General features: G+C 70.6%; 14 protein-coding genes. 5 read left to right on the top strand and 9 right to left on the bottom strand.

The window, feature by feature from the left end:
• Positions 1–4: 4 nt before the first annotated feature.
• Positions 5–1030, bottom strand: a complete 1026-nt coding sequence (locus tag IPZ69_RS31085; RefSeq protein ID WP_235457985.1) for an ATP-dependent 6-phosphofructokinase — start codon at positions 1028–1030, stop codon at positions 5–7.
• Positions 1031–1253: 223 nt separating this feature from the next.
• On the opposite strand from IPZ69_RS31085, the gene pta reads away from it, so the two are divergent.
• The 3 genes from pta (at position 1254) to pyk (ending at position 6094) form a co-directional block, all read left to right on the top strand.
• On the top strand, positions 1254–3362 hold the full coding sequence (pta, locus tag IPZ69_RS31080; RefSeq protein ID WP_235457984.1) for a phosphate acetyltransferase: 2109 nt from the start codon (positions 1254–1256) through the stop codon (positions 3360–3362).
• Positions 3359–4567 carry an acetate kinase gene (locus IPZ69_RS31075; protein WP_235457983.1) on the top strand — a complete coding sequence of 403 codons (1209 nt, stop codon included), beginning with the start codon at positions 3359–3361 and terminating at the stop codon, positions 4565–4567. Before pta ends, IPZ69_RS31075 begins: the two co-directional genes overlap by 4 nt.
• Positions 4568–4666: 99 nt before the next feature.
• Positions 4667–6094 carry a pyruvate kinase gene (pyk, locus tag IPZ69_RS31070; protein ID WP_235457982.1) on the top strand — a complete coding sequence of 476 codons (1428 nt, stop codon included), beginning with the start codon at positions 4667–4669 and terminating at the stop codon, positions 6092–6094.
• A 97-nt stretch (positions 6095–6191) separates the two neighbouring features.
• Here pyk and IPZ69_RS31065 read toward each other — a convergent pair whose 3' ends face one another.
• The 4 genes from IPZ69_RS31065 to IPZ69_RS31050 all read right to left on the bottom strand — a co-directional run bounded on the left by IPZ69_RS31065 (position 6192) and on the right by IPZ69_RS31050 (position 10474).
• On the bottom strand, positions 6192–7544 hold the full coding sequence (locus IPZ69_RS31065) for a hypothetical protein (protein ID WP_235457981.1): 1353 nt from the start codon (positions 7542–7544) through the stop codon (positions 6192–6194).
• Positions 7534–8091 (bottom strand): DUF6114 domain-containing protein, encoded by a 558-nt coding sequence (locus IPZ69_RS31060; protein WP_235457980.1) that lies wholly within the window; start codon positions 8089–8091, stop codon positions 7534–7536. The genes IPZ69_RS31065 and IPZ69_RS31060 overlap by 11 nt, the downstream gene beginning before the upstream one ends.
• 115 nt (positions 8092–8206) lie before the next feature.
• Positions 8207–8842: a DUF6230 family protein gene (locus tag IPZ69_RS31055; RefSeq protein WP_235457979.1), complete on the bottom strand. Its 636-nt coding sequence runs from the start codon at positions 8840–8842 to the stop codon at positions 8207–8209.
• 660 nt (positions 8843–9502) lie between these two features.
• Positions 9503–10474, bottom strand: a complete 972-nt coding sequence (locus IPZ69_RS31050; RefSeq protein ID WP_235457978.1) for a tetratricopeptide repeat protein — start codon at positions 10472–10474, stop codon at positions 9503–9505.
• A 207-nt stretch (positions 10475–10681) separates the two neighbouring features.
• Here IPZ69_RS31050 and IPZ69_RS31045 point away from each other — a divergent pair, with 207 nt between their 5' ends.
• Positions 10682–11308 carry a TetR/AcrR family transcriptional regulator gene (locus tag IPZ69_RS31045; RefSeq protein ID WP_235457977.1) on the top strand — a complete coding sequence of 209 codons (627 nt, stop codon included), beginning with the start codon at positions 10682–10684 and terminating at the stop codon, positions 11306–11308.
• 37 nt (positions 11309–11345) lie between these two features.
• Here the strand turns inward: IPZ69_RS31045 and IPZ69_RS31040 are convergent, their stop codons facing one another.
• The 4 genes from IPZ69_RS31040 to IPZ69_RS31025 all read right to left on the bottom strand — a co-directional run bounded on the left by IPZ69_RS31040 (position 11346) and on the right by IPZ69_RS31025 (position 15294).
• A complete protein-coding gene (locus IPZ69_RS31040) occupies positions 11346–13046 on the bottom strand; it encodes an acyl-CoA mutase large subunit family protein (protein ID WP_235457976.1) in 1701 nt (566 codons plus the stop codon).
• Between the two features lie 75 nt (positions 13047–13121).
• A complete protein-coding gene (locus tag IPZ69_RS31035) occupies positions 13122–13460 on the bottom strand; it encodes a DUF3817 domain-containing protein (protein ID WP_235457975.1) in 339 nt (112 codons plus the stop codon).
• Positions 13461–13503: 43 nt separating this feature from the next.
• Complete coding sequence (locus tag IPZ69_RS31030) at positions 13504–14013, bottom strand: MarR family winged helix-turn-helix transcriptional regulator (protein WP_235457974.1); 510 nt, start codon at positions 14011–14013, stop codon at positions 13504–13506.
• 21 nt (positions 14014–14034) lie between these two features.
• A complete protein-coding gene (locus IPZ69_RS31025) occupies positions 14035–15294 on the bottom strand; it encodes an MFS transporter (protein WP_235457973.1) in 1260 nt (419 codons plus the stop codon).
• A 208-nt stretch (positions 15295–15502) separates the two neighbouring features.
• Here IPZ69_RS31025 and IPZ69_RS31020 point away from each other — a divergent pair.
• Positions 15503–16443: ArsR/SmtB family transcription factor (locus IPZ69_RS31020; RefSeq protein ID WP_235457972.1), on the top strand; the 941-nt coding region annotated here is incomplete at its 3' end.

Here is a 16443-nt window from a genome sequence, read left to right as displayed (position 1 = left end):
CGGTCTAGAAGACCGACTCCGTCTCGTCCATCCGGTCCTTCGGCACGGTCTTCAGCTCGGTGACGGCCTGCGCCAGCGGCACCATCACGATGTCGGTCCCGCGCAGCGCCGTCATGTTGCCGAACTCGCCCCGGTGCGCGGCCTCCACCGCGTGCCAGCCGAAGCGCGTGGCGAGCACCCGGTCGTACGCGGTCGGCGTGCCGCCGCGCTGGACGTGGCCGAGGATGACCGGCTTGGCCTCCTTGCCGAGCCGCTTCTCCAGCTCGTACGCCAGTGCCGTACCGATGCCCTGGAAGCGCTCGTGACCGAACTGGTCGATCTCGCCCTTGCTGTAGTCCATGGTGCCCTCGGCGGGGTGGGCGCCCTCGGCGACGCAGACGACGGCGAACTTCTTGCCGCGGGAGAACCGCTCCTCGACCATCTTGACCAGGTCGGCCGGGTCGAAGGGCCGCTCGGGCAGGCAGATGCCGTGGGCGCCGCCGGCCATGCCGGACTCCAGGGCGATCCAGCCCGCGTGACGGCCCATGACCTCGACGACCATCACCCGCTGGTGGGACTCGGCCGTGGTCTTCAGGCGGTCCATGGCCTCCGTCGCGACGCCGACCGCGGTGTCGAAGCCGAAGGTGCGGTCCGTGGAGGAGATGTCGTTGTCGATGGTCTTCGGGACGCCGACGACCGGCAGCCCGGCGTCGGAGAGCATGCGGGCCGCGGTCAGCGTGCCCTCGCCGCCGATCGGGATCAGCGCGTCGATGCCGAACTCGCCGACCATGTCGGTGGCCCGCTCGCAGGCCTCGCGCAGCCGGTCGCGCTCCAGGCGCGAGGAGCCGAGGATGGTGCCGCCGCGGGCCAGGATGCCGCTGACCGCCTCCAGGTCGAGGGCGCGGTAGTGGCCGTCGAGCAGGCCCCGGTAGCCGTCGTCGAAGCCGATGACCTCGTCGTCGTACGCGGTCACCGCCCGGTGCACGACCGACCGGATCACGGCGTTCAGGCCGGGGCAGTCGCCGCCTGCGGTGAGAACTCCGATGCGCATCGTGCTGTGTCTCCTGGTCGCTGTCGATACCGGTGAGCCAGTCCGATTGTTTCATGCTCGGAAGACGGGTGCCGCTGCGGTCCTGACGGGCGCCTTAACCGTGCTCGGGGGTATTGTCAAGAGGGTTCCGCTCACCTTGGTGGGCGATTTTTGTACGTGTACGTGGACGACCGCACCTCGCACACCGACGGAACATCGGACACAGACGGAACGGAGACCACGCGTGACGCGCAGTGTGTACGTGACCGGGATCGACCGCGGCGACGGCCGCCAGGTCGTCGAGCTGGGAGTGATGGAGCTCCTGACCCGGCAGGTCGACCGGGTGGGCGTGTTCCGGCCCCTCGTCCACCACAATCCCGACCGGTTGTTCGAACTCCTGCGTGCCCGCTACCGGCTGTCCCAGGACCCGGCGACCGTGCACGGCATGGACTACTACGAGGCCTCCGCCCTGCAGGCCGAGCGCGGGACGGACGAGCTGGTGTCCACGCTCGTCGACCGGTTCCACCTGGTGGCGCGGGACTACGAGGTCGTCCTGGTCCTCGGCACCGACTTCGCCGACACCCAGCTGCCGAACGAGCTGGCCCTCAACGCCCGGCTGGCCAACGAGTTCGGCGCGGCCGTGATCCCGGTCGTCGGCGGTCGGGGGCAGACCGCCGAGGCCGTGCGCGCCGAGACCCGCAACGCCTACCGCGCCTACGAAGTCCTCGGCTGCGACGTGCTGGCCATGGTCGCCAACCGGGTGGAGCGCGAGGACCGGGACGAGATCGCCGAGCGGCTCGCCTCCCGGCTGCCGGTGCCCTGTTACGTGCTGCCGGACGAGCCCGCGCTGTCCGCGCCGACGGTCGCCCAGATATCCCAGGCCCTGGACGCCACAGTGCTGCTCGGCGACGACTCGGGGCTGGCCCGGGACGCGCTCGACTTCGTCTTCGGCGGCGCCATGCTGCCGCACTTCCTGGCCGCCCTGACCCCGGGCTGCCTGGTCGTGACCCCGGGCGACCGCGCCGACCTGGTCGTCGGCTCGCTCGCCGCGCACAGCGCCGGCACCCCGCCGATAGCCGGTCTGCTGCTCACCCTGGGCGAGCGGCCCACCGACGAGATCCTCACCCTCGCCGCCCGCCTCGCGCCGGGCACCCCGGTGCTGTCCGTGCCCGGCAACAGCTTCCCGACGGCCGAACGGCTGGTCCCCCTGGAGGGCAAGCTCACCGCGGCCACCCCGCGCAAGGCGGAGACCGCGATCGGCCTCTTCGAGCGGTACATCGACACCGGCGAGCTGCTGAAACAGGTCTCCGCGCCGAGCAGCGACCGGGTCACCCCGATGATGTTCGAGCACCAGCTCCTGGAACAGGCCCGCGCCGACCGGAAGCGGGTCGTGCTGCCGGAGGGCACCGAGGAGCGCGTGCTGCACGCCGCCGAGGTGCTGCTGCGCCGGGACGTGTGCGACCTGACCCTGCTCGGGCCCGTCGACCAGATCCGCAAGAAGGCCGCCGACCTCGGCATCGACCTCGGCGACACCCAGCTGATCGACCCGGCCACCTCCGAGCTGCGCGACTCCTTCGCCGAGAAGTACGCCGGCTACCGCGCCCACCGGGGCGTGACGGTCGAGCTGGCCTACGACGTGGTCTCCGACGTCAACTACTTCGGCACGCTGATGGTCCAGGAGGGCCTGGCCGACGGCATGGTGTCCGGGTCCGTGCACTCCACGGCCGCCACCATCCGGCCCGCCTTCGAGATCATCAAGACCCGGCCGGACTCCTCGATCGTCTCCTCGGTCTTCTTCATGTGCCTCGCCGACAAGGTGCTGGTCTACGGCGACTGCGCGGTCAACCCGCATCCGGAGGCCGAGCAGCTGGCCGACATCGCCATCCAGTCCGCCGCCACCGCGCAGCGGTTCGGTGTGGCGCCGCGGATCGCGATGCTGTCGTACTCCACCGGCACGTCCGGCTCCGGCGCCGACGTGGACAAGGTGCGCGAGGCCACCGAGCTGGCCCGTGAGCGCCGGCCCGACCTGAAGATCGAGGGGCCGATCCAGTACGACGCCGCCGTGGAGCCGAGCGTCGCGGCCACCAAGCTGCCCGGTTCCGAGGTCGCGGGGCAGGCCAGCGTGCTGATCTTCCCCGACCTCAACACCGGCAACAACACCTACAAGGCGGTGCAGCGCTCGGCCGGCGCCATCGCGGTCGGCCCGGTGCTGCAGGGGCTGCGCAAGCCGGTCAACGACCTGTCCCGGGGCGCACTCGTCCAGGACATCGTCAACACCGTCGCCATCACGGCGATCCAGGCCCAGATCCCCGCCCAGTCCGCGTCCCCCACCGAGAAGGCGACCGCCCCGTGACCGCCACCCGCGTCCTCGTCCTCAACTCCGGCTCCTCGTCGGTGAAGTACCAACTGCTGGACATGCGCGACCGCAGCCGTCTGGCCGTCGGCCTGGTGGAACGCATCGGCGAGCAGACGTCCCGACTGAAGCACACCTGTCTGACCTCGGGCCGCACCCGTGAGGTGGACGGGCCGATCGCCGACCACGACGCCGCCCTGAAGGCCATCGGCGGCGAGCTCAACGAGGACGGTCTCGGCCTGGACTCCCCGGAGCTCGCCGCGATCGGGCACCGGGTGGTGCACGGCGGGATGTTCTTCACCGAGCCGACCGTCGTCGACGACTCCGTGCTCGCCGAGATCGAACGGCTGATCCCGGTGGCGCCGCTGCACAACCCCGCCAACCTGACCGGCATCCGCACCGCGCGGGCGCTGCGCCCCGACCTGCCGCAGGTCGCCGTCTTCGACACGGCGTTCCACACGACCATGCCGGAGTCCGCGGCCCGCTACGCGATCGACCCGAAGGTCGCGGACCGGTACCGGGTGCGGCGCTACGGCTTCCACGGCACCTCGCACGCGTACGTCTCCCGGGCCACCGCCGAGCTGCTCGGCAAGGCGCCCCAGGAGGTCAACGTGATCGTGCTGCACCTGGGCAACGGGGCCTCGGCCGCGGCGATCCGGGGCGGCCGGTGCGTGGACACGTCCATGGGGCTCACCCCGCTGGAGGGACTCGTGATGGGGACCCGCTCCGGCGATCTGGATCCTGCCGTCATCTTCCATTTGCAACGGGTTGGCGGAATGTCCATGGACGAGATCGACACTCTTCTCAACAAGGGAAGCGGTCTGTTCGGCCTGTGCGGCGACAACGACATGCGCGAGATCGGCCGCCGCATCGACGAGGGTGACGAAGCGGCGCGATTGGCCTTCGACATCTACATTCACCGCCTGAAGAAGTACATCGGCGCCTATTACGCGGTGCTCGGCCGGGTGGACGCGGTCGTCTTCACAGCGGGAGTCGGGGAAAACGCGAGTCCCGTGCGAGAAGCTGCCCTGGCGGGCCTGGAGGAGCTGGGCCTGGCGGTGGACGCCGGGCTGAACGCCGTACGCGGCGATCGGCCGCGGTTGATCTCGCCCGAGAACGCGCGGGTGGCCGTCGCGGTGGTGCCGACCGACGAGGAACTGGAGATCGCCACGCAGACCTACGCACTGGTCGGAAAGAACAGTTGAGCAATACACAGCAGTAACACGCCTGAGCGCATGTCCGCCCATTTGTATCTTCCACCAGACGGAATATTCCGTAGCGAAACAAACCGATAGGATCGCCCCATGCGCCGTTCGAAAATCGTCTGCACTCTCGGCCCCGCGGTCGACTCCCACGAGATGCTCGTCTCCATGATCGAGGCCGGCATGAACGTGGCCCGGTTCAATTTCAGCCACGGCACCCATGCCGAGCACCAGGCGCGGTATGACCGCGTCCGGGCCGCGTCCAAGGAGACGGGCCGTGCCATCGGTGTCCTCGCCGACCTGCAGGGCCCGAAGATCCGTCTGGAGACCTTCGCCGAGGGTCCGGTCGAGCTGGAGCGGGGTGACGAGTTCGTCATCACGACCGAGGACGTGCCGGGCGACAAGCACGTCTGCGGCACGACCTACAAAGGCCTGCCCGGTGACGTGTCGCGCGGCGACCAGATCCTGATCAACGACGGCAACGTCGAGCTGAAGGTCCTGGACGTCGAGGGCCCGCGGGTGCGGTCGATCGTCATCGAGGGCGGCGTCGTCTCCGACCACAAGGGCATCAACCTGCCCGGCGCGGCCGTCAACGTGCCCGCGCTGAGCGAGAAGGACATCGAGGACCTCCGGTTCGCGCTGCGCATGGGCTGCGACATGGTCGCCCTGTCCTTCGTCCGGGACGCCAAGGACGTCGCCGACGTCCACAAGGTGATGGACGAGGAGGGCCGCCGCGTTCCGGTCATCGCCAAGGTGGAGAAGCCGCAGGCGGTGGAGAACATGGAGGACGTCGTGATGGCGTTCGACGGTGTGATGGTCGCCCGTGGCGACCTGGCCGTCGAGTACCCGCTCGAACGGGTCCCCATGGTGCAGAAGCGCCTGATCGAGCTGTGCCGGCGCAACGCCAAGCCGGTGATCGTGGCGACCCAGATGATGGAGTCGATGATCACCAACTCCCGCCCGACCCGCGCCGAGGCCTCCGACGTGGCCAACGCGATCCTGGACGGCGCCGACGCGGTCATGCTGTCGGCCGAATCGAGCGTGGGCGCGTACCCGATCGAGACCGTCAAGACGATGTCGAAGATCGTCCAGGCGGCCGAGGAGGAGCTGCTCTCCAAGGGCCTGCAGCCCCTGGTCCCCGGCAAGAAGCCGCGGACGCAGGGTGGTTCGGTCGCCCGTGCCGCCTGCGAGATCGCGGACTTCCTGGGCGGCAAGGGCCTGATCGCCTTCACCAAGTCCGGTGACACCGCCCGCCGGCTGTGCCGCTACCGCGCCGCCCAGCCGATCCTGGCCTTCACCACGGACGAGGGCACCCGCAACCAGCTGACGCTCAGCTGGGGCGTGGAGTCGCACGTCGTCCCGTTCGTGAACAGCACCGACGAGATGGTCGACCTGGTGGACCAGGAGGTCATCCGGCTCAACCGCTTCGACGCGGGCGACACCCTCATCATCACCGCCGGCTCGCCCCCCGGCGTCCCCGGCACCACCAACATGGTCCGCGTCCACCACCTCGGCGGCGAGACCAAGTAACAGCCCCCTGACGGGCCTTGTACGGCACTGAGGGCGCCCCCTGCGACAGGGGGCGCCCTCAGTGTTGTGCGGCTCCCGAATGGGCTTGTGGGATCGCTCAGTCGGTCGTGTACACGTGCATGCCGGGCACGTGCAGGGACCCGCCGAACTGGGCGGCCTGCGTCACCTTCACGTTGGTGAAGTAGATCAGCGGGATGTTGAGCGGCGGCGGGCTGTCCGGGCTGAACGTCACCGGGATCAGGCCGAACAGGTTGCCGGAGATGCTCTGGGTGTACATCACCGTGTCGCCGTTGCGGATGGTGGACGTCGAGCCCTTGGCGGCCTGCACGTGGTACGTCTTGCCGGACTGCTTGTCGTTCACCGTCTGGTGCAGGTCACCGATGTCGGTACCGCCGGAGATGACGTACTTCAGCACCTTCTTCTTGGTGCCGTCGGCCGTCTTCACCTCGACGATGCCCTGGTAGTCGGCGCCCTTCAGCAGCAGCGAGCTGGCGTTCAGGTACCAGGGGTCGTCCGCCACCGGCACCTTGTTGTCGACGCCGCTCTCGTCGTCGGTGGCCACCGGGCAGTTGTCGGCGGACGTGCTGGAGCTCGCCGACGGGGTGGGCGTGGCCGCCCCGGTCGCGTCCTGGACCGCCTTGGTGGTGTCCGTGGCCGCCTCGGTCGCCGCGTCGGTGGTGTCCTTCACGGTGTCCGTGGCCGTCTTGGTGGTCTGGTCGACCGTGTCCTTGACGGTGTCGGTGGCGGTGCCCTTGCCGTCGGACGACGAGGACGACGCCGGGGCGGGCGAGTCGGACGTGGAGGTCGCCGACGGCGTCGGGCTCGCGCTCGGGGTCGAGCCGGAGTCCTTGCTGCCCCCGGTGAGGATGTCACCGATCGTGTCGCCGATGGTGTCGAGAAGGTTCCCGCCACTGCTCTGCGACGCCGACGGGGCCGGCGTGGCCGCGGCACCGCCACCGGAGCCCGCGGCGTCCGAGCCGGAGCCCGCGCCGGAGTCCGAGGAGCCGGACGTCGCGGTCGGCGTCGGCGTGGCCTTGTCGCCGGAACCTGAATCCGACGAAGAGGTCTTGCCGGACGTCGAGTCCTGCGCGGTGGCCGTCGCCGTGGGGGTCGGCGTGGCCTCGGGCGTCGACTCGCTCGCCGAGGCGGACGGCGACGGCGAGGCCGAGGCGTCCTTGGCCCCGTCCAGCGCGGTGACGCAGTCCTTGTACTCGTCGGCCGTCAGGCTCTTCGACGACGGCGGCGTGGTGCCGTTGTCGGCGAGGGCCAGCGTGGACGTGAACCCCATGCCCATGAGCACCGCGGTGGGCATCGCCACCGAGGCGATGGCCTTGCCGGCCGGCATGTGGAACCTGGTGAAGAGCGGCTTCTTGGGTGCCGCATGCCGCGGCCCGGTTCTCACACGGGACTCGTCCACATCAGTCCCGTGGGTCACCTCGTCAGCCGGCACTGTGCCTCCCGTTCGCCCCGTTCGCCGGGCTCGTTCCTGACAGGTCGTTCAACTCGCTCGTCTTGTCCACGCCCAGGTCCGGCGACGGCGCGGCCTCGGGGGCACCGCCCTCGCCCGGCGCGGACTCCTGCACCGCCTGCGGCTCCGGCGGCGCGCCCGGCGCCCAGGCCACGGCCATCGCGCCGCCGATCATCGCCAGCAGGAAGCCCATGACGAAGCCGCCGAAGTTGGACACGGGGAGGGACACCAGCGCCAGCAGGATCGCCGCGACACCCGCGAAGGTGCGCACGTGCTTCTGATACCAGAGGCTGAAGCCCAGGACGAAGAGCAGCACGCCGATGATCAGGGATCCGGCTCCCGCGGTGGTCGCCATCGCCAGCGTCAGATGACCGAGCTGGAGGTGGAAGTACGGGAAGTAGATGATCGGAAAGCCGCTGAGCAGGACGAACAGCCCGGCCCAGAACGGACGCGTGCCCCGCCAGGCGCGGAACTGCTGCCTCCGGCGGGTGAACTGGCCGGAAACGGCGGCAGGGGTCTCGGCGCTCATGAAACAGCTCCCTGGTGCGGCGTTGCTGTGGTGGTGATGTGTGCCGCGCGTGAAGACGCGGCCGGAGTAGGGACGGGCGGGGGCGCCAGAGGCCCCCCCGCCCGTCATCGAGTGCTTAGTAGCACTCCTTGGCACCCGTGGCCAGCGACATGTGAAGGCCGCTGAGCTTGAAGGTTCCCGCCGTGGTCGCCCACGCCGTCTGCTTCACGTCGGTCAGCGTGGCCGAGTCGGCCTGCTGGGCGAAACCGTACGGGTTCGCCTGCTCGCCGCCACCCTTCATACCCGGACCCTTGGCGGCATCCTTGGCAGCCACACCGATGTCGATGTTGTTGAACACCGCGTCGGCCTGAAGGTCGGCAACGTCGATGTAGATGTTGTCGGCCTCGACCGGCTTGTCGCCGCCGCCCGCCTTCAGGATGAGGCTGACGGACCCGAAGATCGGGACGTCCGGGGTGACCACGGACTGGCACAGGTTGGTGATCTCGGCCGACTTGAACGCCGAGACGGCGACGGGGTGAGCCGTCTTCTTACCGTCCATCGTGTAGCCGGAGTCGATCGCTCCGTACTGCGCGAAGCCCTTGCCCTCCAGCTTGTCGGCCGAGACCTTGAAGGACTGACCCGACACGCTGAACGACGCCGCGAGAGCGCCCTGCGCGAGGGCGACACCTATACACGCCGTGGCGGCCACGCTGGGCACCATGACCACAGCGAACCGCTTCCATCTGGTCCCGCCACGCACCTGGGACTCCATATTTCCTCCTTCTCGGACGTACATCTCCTGGCCCTGACTAGCCCCCAATACGGCGGCTCAGCCGGGCAGGGATGGGAGAAGTGCTACGTCCTCGGAAGGGGAGCGCCTGCACTCGGCGGCGCGTACCGCGCCCGAATCACCGGCGATCACCCCCGAGCGACAACCACTGGTCGCGCCTGACACGCATCACGCACAACCCTGCTGGACAGGCTTCGCCGTGAGGCGAAGACCCCCCTGCCCTAGAACCGGCGCCACTGCCGCCGGCCCTGCTCGGTGGGGACCCAGATTCACCCGCTGGCCCGACCGGCTGTCGGGGTACGGGTAAGGGACCGAGCGTCGCCGATCGTGGTGCATTCTTGCCGCCCGCACAAGGGGGTTCGTTACTCACTAGTAACGGCCGGATAACCGAAGAACGACCCGCTGGTCTCGGAAGGCGACGCAGGGTGGCATCGGGGGGCAGAACAAAGCCGTTGATCCCTGGACAGAACCACACAGACCAACGGCCTCGATTTACTCCGAGTAACAGCGGCCGCGATTACCAAGATTTGGTAAAGCGCGGCCGCTCTGGCGCCTCGTCGGCAAACCTTTCACTCGGGCATCACATTGCGTGGCGTTTAGCAACTGGTCAGAACGGGGCCGCCGCCCCGCTCGCAAACCCGGTCAGAACAACGCACGCGCGAGCGCCCGACGCGCCCCGATCACCCGCGGATCGTCGGGCCCGACCACCTCGAAGAGCTCCAGCAGCCGACGCCGTACGGCATCCCGGTCGTCACCCACCGTGCGCTGCACGGTCTCGATGAGCCGTCCGAACGCGTCCTCGACGTGCCCGCCGACCAGGTCCAGATCGGCGGCCGCGATCTGCGCCGCCACGTCCGCCGGACGCTCCGCCGCTTCCTTGCGCACCTGCTGCGGGTCCATCCCCTGCACCCGCTGGAGCAACTCGGCCTGCGCGAGGCCCAGCTGGGCCTCGCTGTTGCCGGGGTCGTCGTTCAGCACGTTCTTGTACGCCTGGACGGCACCGCCCAGGTCACCCGCGTCCAGCGCCTGGACGGCGGCTTCGAGCAGGGCGTCGTACGGCCCGGCGGGCATCGGGGCCGGGGCGGCACCGCCCGGCTCCGCGTCCGGGTCGACGGCCAGGCCGGTCAGCCCGAAGCGCTGCTCGGCGACCTGGATCAACTGGTCGAGGGTCTGCCGGATCTGGTCCTCGGCAGCGGCCCCCTGGAAGAGTGGCAGCGCCTGCCCGGCGACGACGGCGAACACAGCGGGGATCCCCTGCACCCCGAACTGCTGCATCAGCATCTGGTTGGCGTCGACGTCGATCTTGGCGAGCAGGAAGCGACCGGAGTACTCGACGGCGAGTCGCTCCAGGACGGGGCTCAGCTGCTTGCAGGGCTGGCACCACTCGGCCCAGAAGTCGATGACGACGGGCACTTCGGCGGAGCGCTGCAGGACGTCGCGTTCGAAGGAGGCCTCGTCGACGTCGATGACGAGATCGGCCGGGGAGACGGCGCCGGCCCCGCCCTGACGGGCTGCCTCGGCGCGCGCCTGCTCCGCCTTGGCCTTGGCCTCCTGGGCCGCCTTCACCGCGGCGAGGTCGACGACGCCGCTCATGGACATGTTCCGTGGCTGCATGCGTCTATCCTCCCCCGTTCCCGCGCGTGTGTGAAAAACGGTGTGAAAGCGTCGGGTCCCCACCCACGCCAAGTGGTCATCGCCCGTGTGCGTCCGTCACGAGCTTTCGCTACGAGTCGTAGCGTAATGGCAGGGGAGGTCCGCGCGACACCACGCCCCGGTGATCTGCCTCACGGATTCACAGGAACGGCCGGTTATGGTCATGGGATGCAGAGCCGCACCCCCGCCAGCCGCCCCGGACGCCCGCGCAACGCCGCCGCGGACACCGCGATCTTGGCCGCGACGCGGGAGGCGCTGGTGGAACTCGGCTGGTCCAAGCTCACCCTGGGAGACGTGGCCACGCGCGCCAGGGTTGCGAAAACGACGCTTTATCGCCGCTGGGCCGGCAAGAACGAACTGGTCGTCGACGCGGTCGCCGAACTCTTCGACGAACTGGAGCTCCCCGACCGCGGCAGCCTCGCCGCCGACATCGAGGGCGTGGTCCTCCAGTTCGCGGCCATCCTGGCCCGCCCGGAGGCCAAGAGCGGCCTGATGGCCGTGGTGGCGGAGTCGACCAGGGACGACGCCCTGCGCGAACGCATCCGCGAGTCCATCGTGGACCGGCAGAAGTGCCTGGTCCTGGAGGGGCGCGCACGGGCCCAGCGGCGCGGCGAACTGCCCCCGGAGGCCGCCCCGGAGGACGCCGAGCGCACGGTGGACCTGATCTTCGACATGGTGGCGGGTGCGGTGGTCCACCGCACCCTGGTGAGCGCGGAGCCGGCGGACGCGGACTGGGTGCACGGCTTCACACGCGTACTCCTGCTGGGCCTGGCGGGAGCGGCGCAGCCGGTCTAAGTGCTGCGCCGCGTCCGGCGGCTCGTGTGGTGGTGGCTCAGAAGCCAGCGGGCTCCGTGTACACCCCCCACTCGTCCCGCAGCACCCCGCAGATCTCGCCCAGGGTCGCCTCGGCCCGTACGGCGTCCAGCATCGGCTCGATCATGTTGGAGCCGTCGCGCGCCGCGGCGAGCATCGCGTCCAGGACCGTGCGCACGCGCGCCTCGTCGCGGGCGGACTTGCGGGAGCCGAGCTCGCGCACCTGCTCCCGCTCGACCTCGTGGCTGACCCGCAGGATCTCCAGGTCGCCGGTGACGGAGCCGGTGTTGACGTTGACGCCGACGACCCGCTTGTCGCCCTTCTCCAGGGACTGCTGGTAGCGGAACGCGGACTCGGCGATCTCGCCCGTGAACCAGCCGTCCTCGATGCCGCGCAGGATGCCGGAGGTGACCGGACCGATCGGGTGCCGCCCGTCCGGGTGGGCGCGCAGGCCCCGCTCCTTGATCTGGTCGAAGATCTTCTCGGCGTCCGCCTCGATCCGGTCCGTCAGCTGCTCGACGTACCAGGAACCGCCCAGCGGGTCGGCCACGTTGGCGACGCCGGTCTCCTCCATCAGCACCTGCTGGGTGCGCAGCGCGATCTCGGCGGCCTGCTCGCTGGGCAGGGCCAGCGTCTCGTCGAGGGCGTTGGTGTGCAGCGAGTTCGTCCCGCCGAGCACCGCGGCCAGCGCCTCCACGGCCGTGCGCACCACGTTGTTGTACGGCTGCTGCGCGGTCAGCGAGACACCGGCGGTCTGCGTGTGGAACCGCAGCCACTGGGCCTTCTCGCTCCGCGCGCCGTACACGTCCCGCATCCAGCGGGCCCAGATCCGGCGCGCCGCGCGGAACTTGGCGATCTCCTCGAAGAAGTCGACGTGGGCGTCGAAGAAGAACGACAGGCCGGGCGCGAAGACGTCCACGTCCAGGCCGCGCGAGAGGCCCAGCTCCACGTACCCGAAGCCGTCCGCGAGCGTGTACGCCAGCTCCTGGGCGGCCGTCGCCCCGGCCTCGCGGATGTGGTAGCCGGAGACCGACAGCGGCTTGTAGGCGGGGATGCCCTTGGCGCAGTACTCCATCAGGTCGCCGATCAGCCGCAGATGGGGCTCGGGCTGGAAGAGCCACTCCTTCTGGGCGATGTACTCCTTGAAGATGTCCGTCTGCAGCGTGCCGTTGAGCACCGACGGGTCGACGCCCTGCCGCTCGGCCGCGACCAGGTACATGCAGAAGACGGGCACGGCCGGGCCGCTGATCGTCATGGAGGTCGTCACGTCGCCCAGCGGGATGTCCTTGAACAGGACCTCCATGTCGGCCGCCGAGTCGATCGCCACACCGCAGTGCCCGACCTCGCCCAGCGAGCGCGGGTCGTCGGAGTCGCGCCCCATGAGCGTCGGCATGTCGAAGGCCACGGACAGGCCGCCGCCGCCCGCCGCCAGGATCATCTTGTAGCGCTCGTTGGTCTGCTCGGCGTTGCCGAAGCCGGCGAACTGGCGGATGGTCCAGGTGCGCCCGCGGTAGCCGGTCGGATACAGGCCGCGGGTGAAGGGGTACTCGCCGGGCCAGCCGATCCGCTCGAAGCCCTCGTACCTGTCCCCGGCTCGGGGTCCGTACACCGGCTCGACGGGGTCTCCGGAGAGCGTGGTGAAGTCAGCGTCGCGCTTGCGCGCGGCGTCGTAGCGGGCCTGCCAGCGGTGGCGGCCTTCCTCGATGGCGTGAGCGTCCATACCATCGAATTTACTTGGACGTCCTAGTAAATGTCGATGGGAAACCGCCGCGCGGTGCTCGCGCGGCGGTGGAGCCTAGGCCTCGGCGACCGCGGGTTCCCGGCCGGCGACCTTGGCGTCCAGTTCGTGGCTGATCCTGCGTTCCACGAAAAAGGCGGCCGTCGGGATGGTCCCCGCCAGCAGTACCCACAGCTGCTTGCCGACCGGCCACTTCGCCTTGGAGCCCAGGTCAAAGGCGAAGACCAGGTACAGGACGTACAGCCAGCCGTGCGCGATGGCGACGACGCGGGTGAAGTCGGCGGCACCGTCGACGTCGAGGCCGTACTTGGCGATCATGCTGAGGCACAGCAGGACCAGCAGCACACCTGTGACGTAGGCCATGACCCGGTAGCGGGTCAGCACGCTCTTTTTCATGGCGAAGAGCGTAACCGCCCGTTCCGGGAGATCCTGCCCCGGGTCACTCCTCGTCGAAGTCGTGTGCCGCGACCCGCAGCGGCCGCAGCATCGCGAAGATCTCCCCGCACTCCTCCGCGTCGTACACCCCGAGCCCGAAGTCCATCGACATCAGGTCGCGGGTGGCCGCCTCGACCACCTCGCGGCCCTTCTCCGTGATGACGGCGAGCGTGCCGCGCCCGTCGTTGGGGTTGGGCCGCTTGGCCACCAGGCCCGACCGCACCAGCCGGTCCACCGTGTTGGTCACGGAGGTGGGGTGCACCATGAGCCGCTCACCGATCTTGGACATCGGCAGCTCGCCGGCCTTGGAGAAGGTGAGCAGCACCAGCGCCTCGTACCGCGCGAACGTCAGTCCGTACGGCTTCACCACCGCGTCGACCTCGCCGAGCAGGATCTGGTGCGCCCGCATGATCGAGGTGATCGCGGCCATCGAGGGCACGCTTCCCCAGCGCCGCTTCCAGAGGTCGTCGGCACGGGCGATGGGGTCGAAGGGAAGACTGAGAGGCTTCGGCACGCCACCGACCCTACCGGCCGGTCATATCCGGTTCAGCTCTGTCTCGGCTTTCGGTCCACTCCACCCCGCGCCCCGCCGCACGGCCACCGCCGTCACGCCGCAGCAGAGCACGCCGAGCGCCCCGGCACCGGCGACGGTGGCGGTCACGCCGACGGCCTCGGCGGCCACCCCGGCCAGCGCCATGCCCACGCCCTGGACCGTCATCAGCCCCGCGCTGAGCACGGTCATCACCCGCCCGCGCAGCTCCTCCGGTACGGCCCCCACGAGCCACTGGTCCAGGCCCAGCGTGTACGCCGATCCGGCGCCGGAGAGCACCAGGAGGAGCAGCGAGGTGAGCAGGCCGGGGTGCAGGACGTAGCCGAGGTAGGGCAGGAGCGTGAGGCAGACCAGCGGGAGGGCGATCCGCTCCCGGGCCGCGGGCCCGAGCCGCGCGCCCGCCCACACCTCGCCCGCGACCGTCCCGACGGGCAGCGCGCACATCAGCAGCCCGAGGCCGGTGGAGCCGGCGCCGAGCTCGTCGGCGTACGGGGCGGCCAGCGCCTCCGGCGCGACGGAGAACATCGCCGGCATCCAGAACAGGAGCAGCAGGAGGCGAACCCGCCGGTCGGCGAGCACGTTCCGGGCGCCCCCGGACGCGCCCGCACCGCCACCCGCCCCGGCCCGGGCGGGCCTGGGCCGGGTGCCGAGGCGCAGCAGCGCGGCCGAGGCCAGGAAGGTGCCCACGGTGATCAGCAGCGTGTGCCGGGGCGCGACGACGGTGAGCAGCAGCCCGCCGAGCCCGTACCCGACCAGCAGCGTGCTCTGCGCGACGATCCGCAGCAGGGAGCGGCCCAGCACGAACAGCTCGCCGTCGCCGAGGATGTCGGCGAGGGTCGCCATCCGGGTCCCGGAGAACACCGGGGCGACGACGGCGACGCAGCAGCGCAGCACGAGCAGGACGCCGAAGCCCGCGCCCGGCACCACCATCAGCGCCACGCACCCCGCGCACACCAGGTCGCACAGCACCAGCACCCGCCGGGCCGGGAAGCGGTCGGCGACGCCGGCCAGCAGGGTGCCGCCGACCACGTACGGCAGGAAGCCGGCCGCGAACACGAGCGCGCTCATCAGCGCCGAGCCGGTGAGATCGTAGACCAGTACGGACAGCGCGATCTCGCTGACGATCACGCCGAGCATGGACAGCGTGTGGGCGACGAAGACGGCCCGGAACTCGCGCTCGGCGAAGACCCGGCCGTAGCCGGCGGGCCGTGGGCGCGCCGACGGGGCCTGTTGCACGGACGACATGCACGGCAGCGTGCCCGCCCGGACGCCGGCACCGTAGAGATTCGGCGTGTGCCGAATCATGGCCGCGGTCCGCCGTCCCCCTGCGCCTCCGGGGTCACCGCGGCCGGGATGTGCGCGCCCCGGCTCCCGACGAGCAGAATGCGTGCGGCCGACGGTGGTCCACCGCGCCCCGCCGGTGCTCGTGTCCGTCTTCCCGTGGAGGTCCACCATGCCGATGCGGCTGTACTTCGGGGAGGACGACTTCCTGCGGTGCCGGTTCGCGGTGTCACCGCTGTGGGAGACGCAGGAGGCGGTGCGCACGCTCAAGCGGCCCGACCGGCACGGCTACCACGCGCCCTGGCTGCGCCGGATCCGTACGGCGGCCGCCGGGCTGGACCTGGCCCCGCTGTGGCTGCTCATGCCGCGCCGCGGCCACTCCCCCGACTGGCTCGGTCCGCCGCCGATCGGCCCGGCGGCCACGTTCGAGGAGGAGATCGCGGCCGTGCGGGCGGCCGATCCGGCGGCGGCCCGCGAGGACACGGCCCTGTCGCTCGCGGACACCCCCGGCGCGGTGGACTCGCCGTACGCGCGGATCTGGCTGGCCGACCCCGAGCGGATGATCCGGGAGCTGGCGGACGCGCTGGAGGAGGCCTGGCTCGCCCTGGTGGAACCGGACTGGCCCCGGCTGCGCGCCCTGCTCGACGCGGACGTCGCCTTCCACTCACGACGACTCGCCGAGGTCGGCCTCGGCGGCCTGCTGCCGGAGATCAACCGGCGCTGCGGCTGGCACGCCGGGACGCTGACCGTGGAGGGGAGCGGCGAGCACGAGCGGCACCTCGGCGGGCAGGGGCTGGTGCTGATGCCGAGCGTGTTCTCCTGGCCGGACGTCATCGGCGGCTTCGAACCGCCCTGGCAGCCCGCCCTCGTCTACCCGGCCCGGGGCATCGGCGGCCTGTGGTCCGAGCCGGCCGACCGCACCCCCGACACGCTGGTACGACTCCTGGGCCGGGGCCGGGCCGCCGTACTCACCGCCCTGGACGAACCGTCGACCACCACGGCCCTGGCCCACCGCCTGGGACTCGCCCCGTCCTCGGTCTCCGCCCACCTGACGACGCTACGCAACTCGGGCCTCCTGACCGCCCGCCGCTACGGACACCACGTCCTCTACGA

The sequence above is a fragment of the Streptomyces olivochromogenes genome (assembly GCF_021538895.1).
Taxonomy (GTDB): Bacteria; Actinomycetota; Actinomycetes; order Streptomycetales; family Streptomycetaceae; genus Streptomyces; species Streptomyces olivochromogenes_A.
The sequence above is the reverse complement of the archived record's forward strand: the minus strand, read 5'-3'. Positions and strand labels throughout refer to the sequence as shown.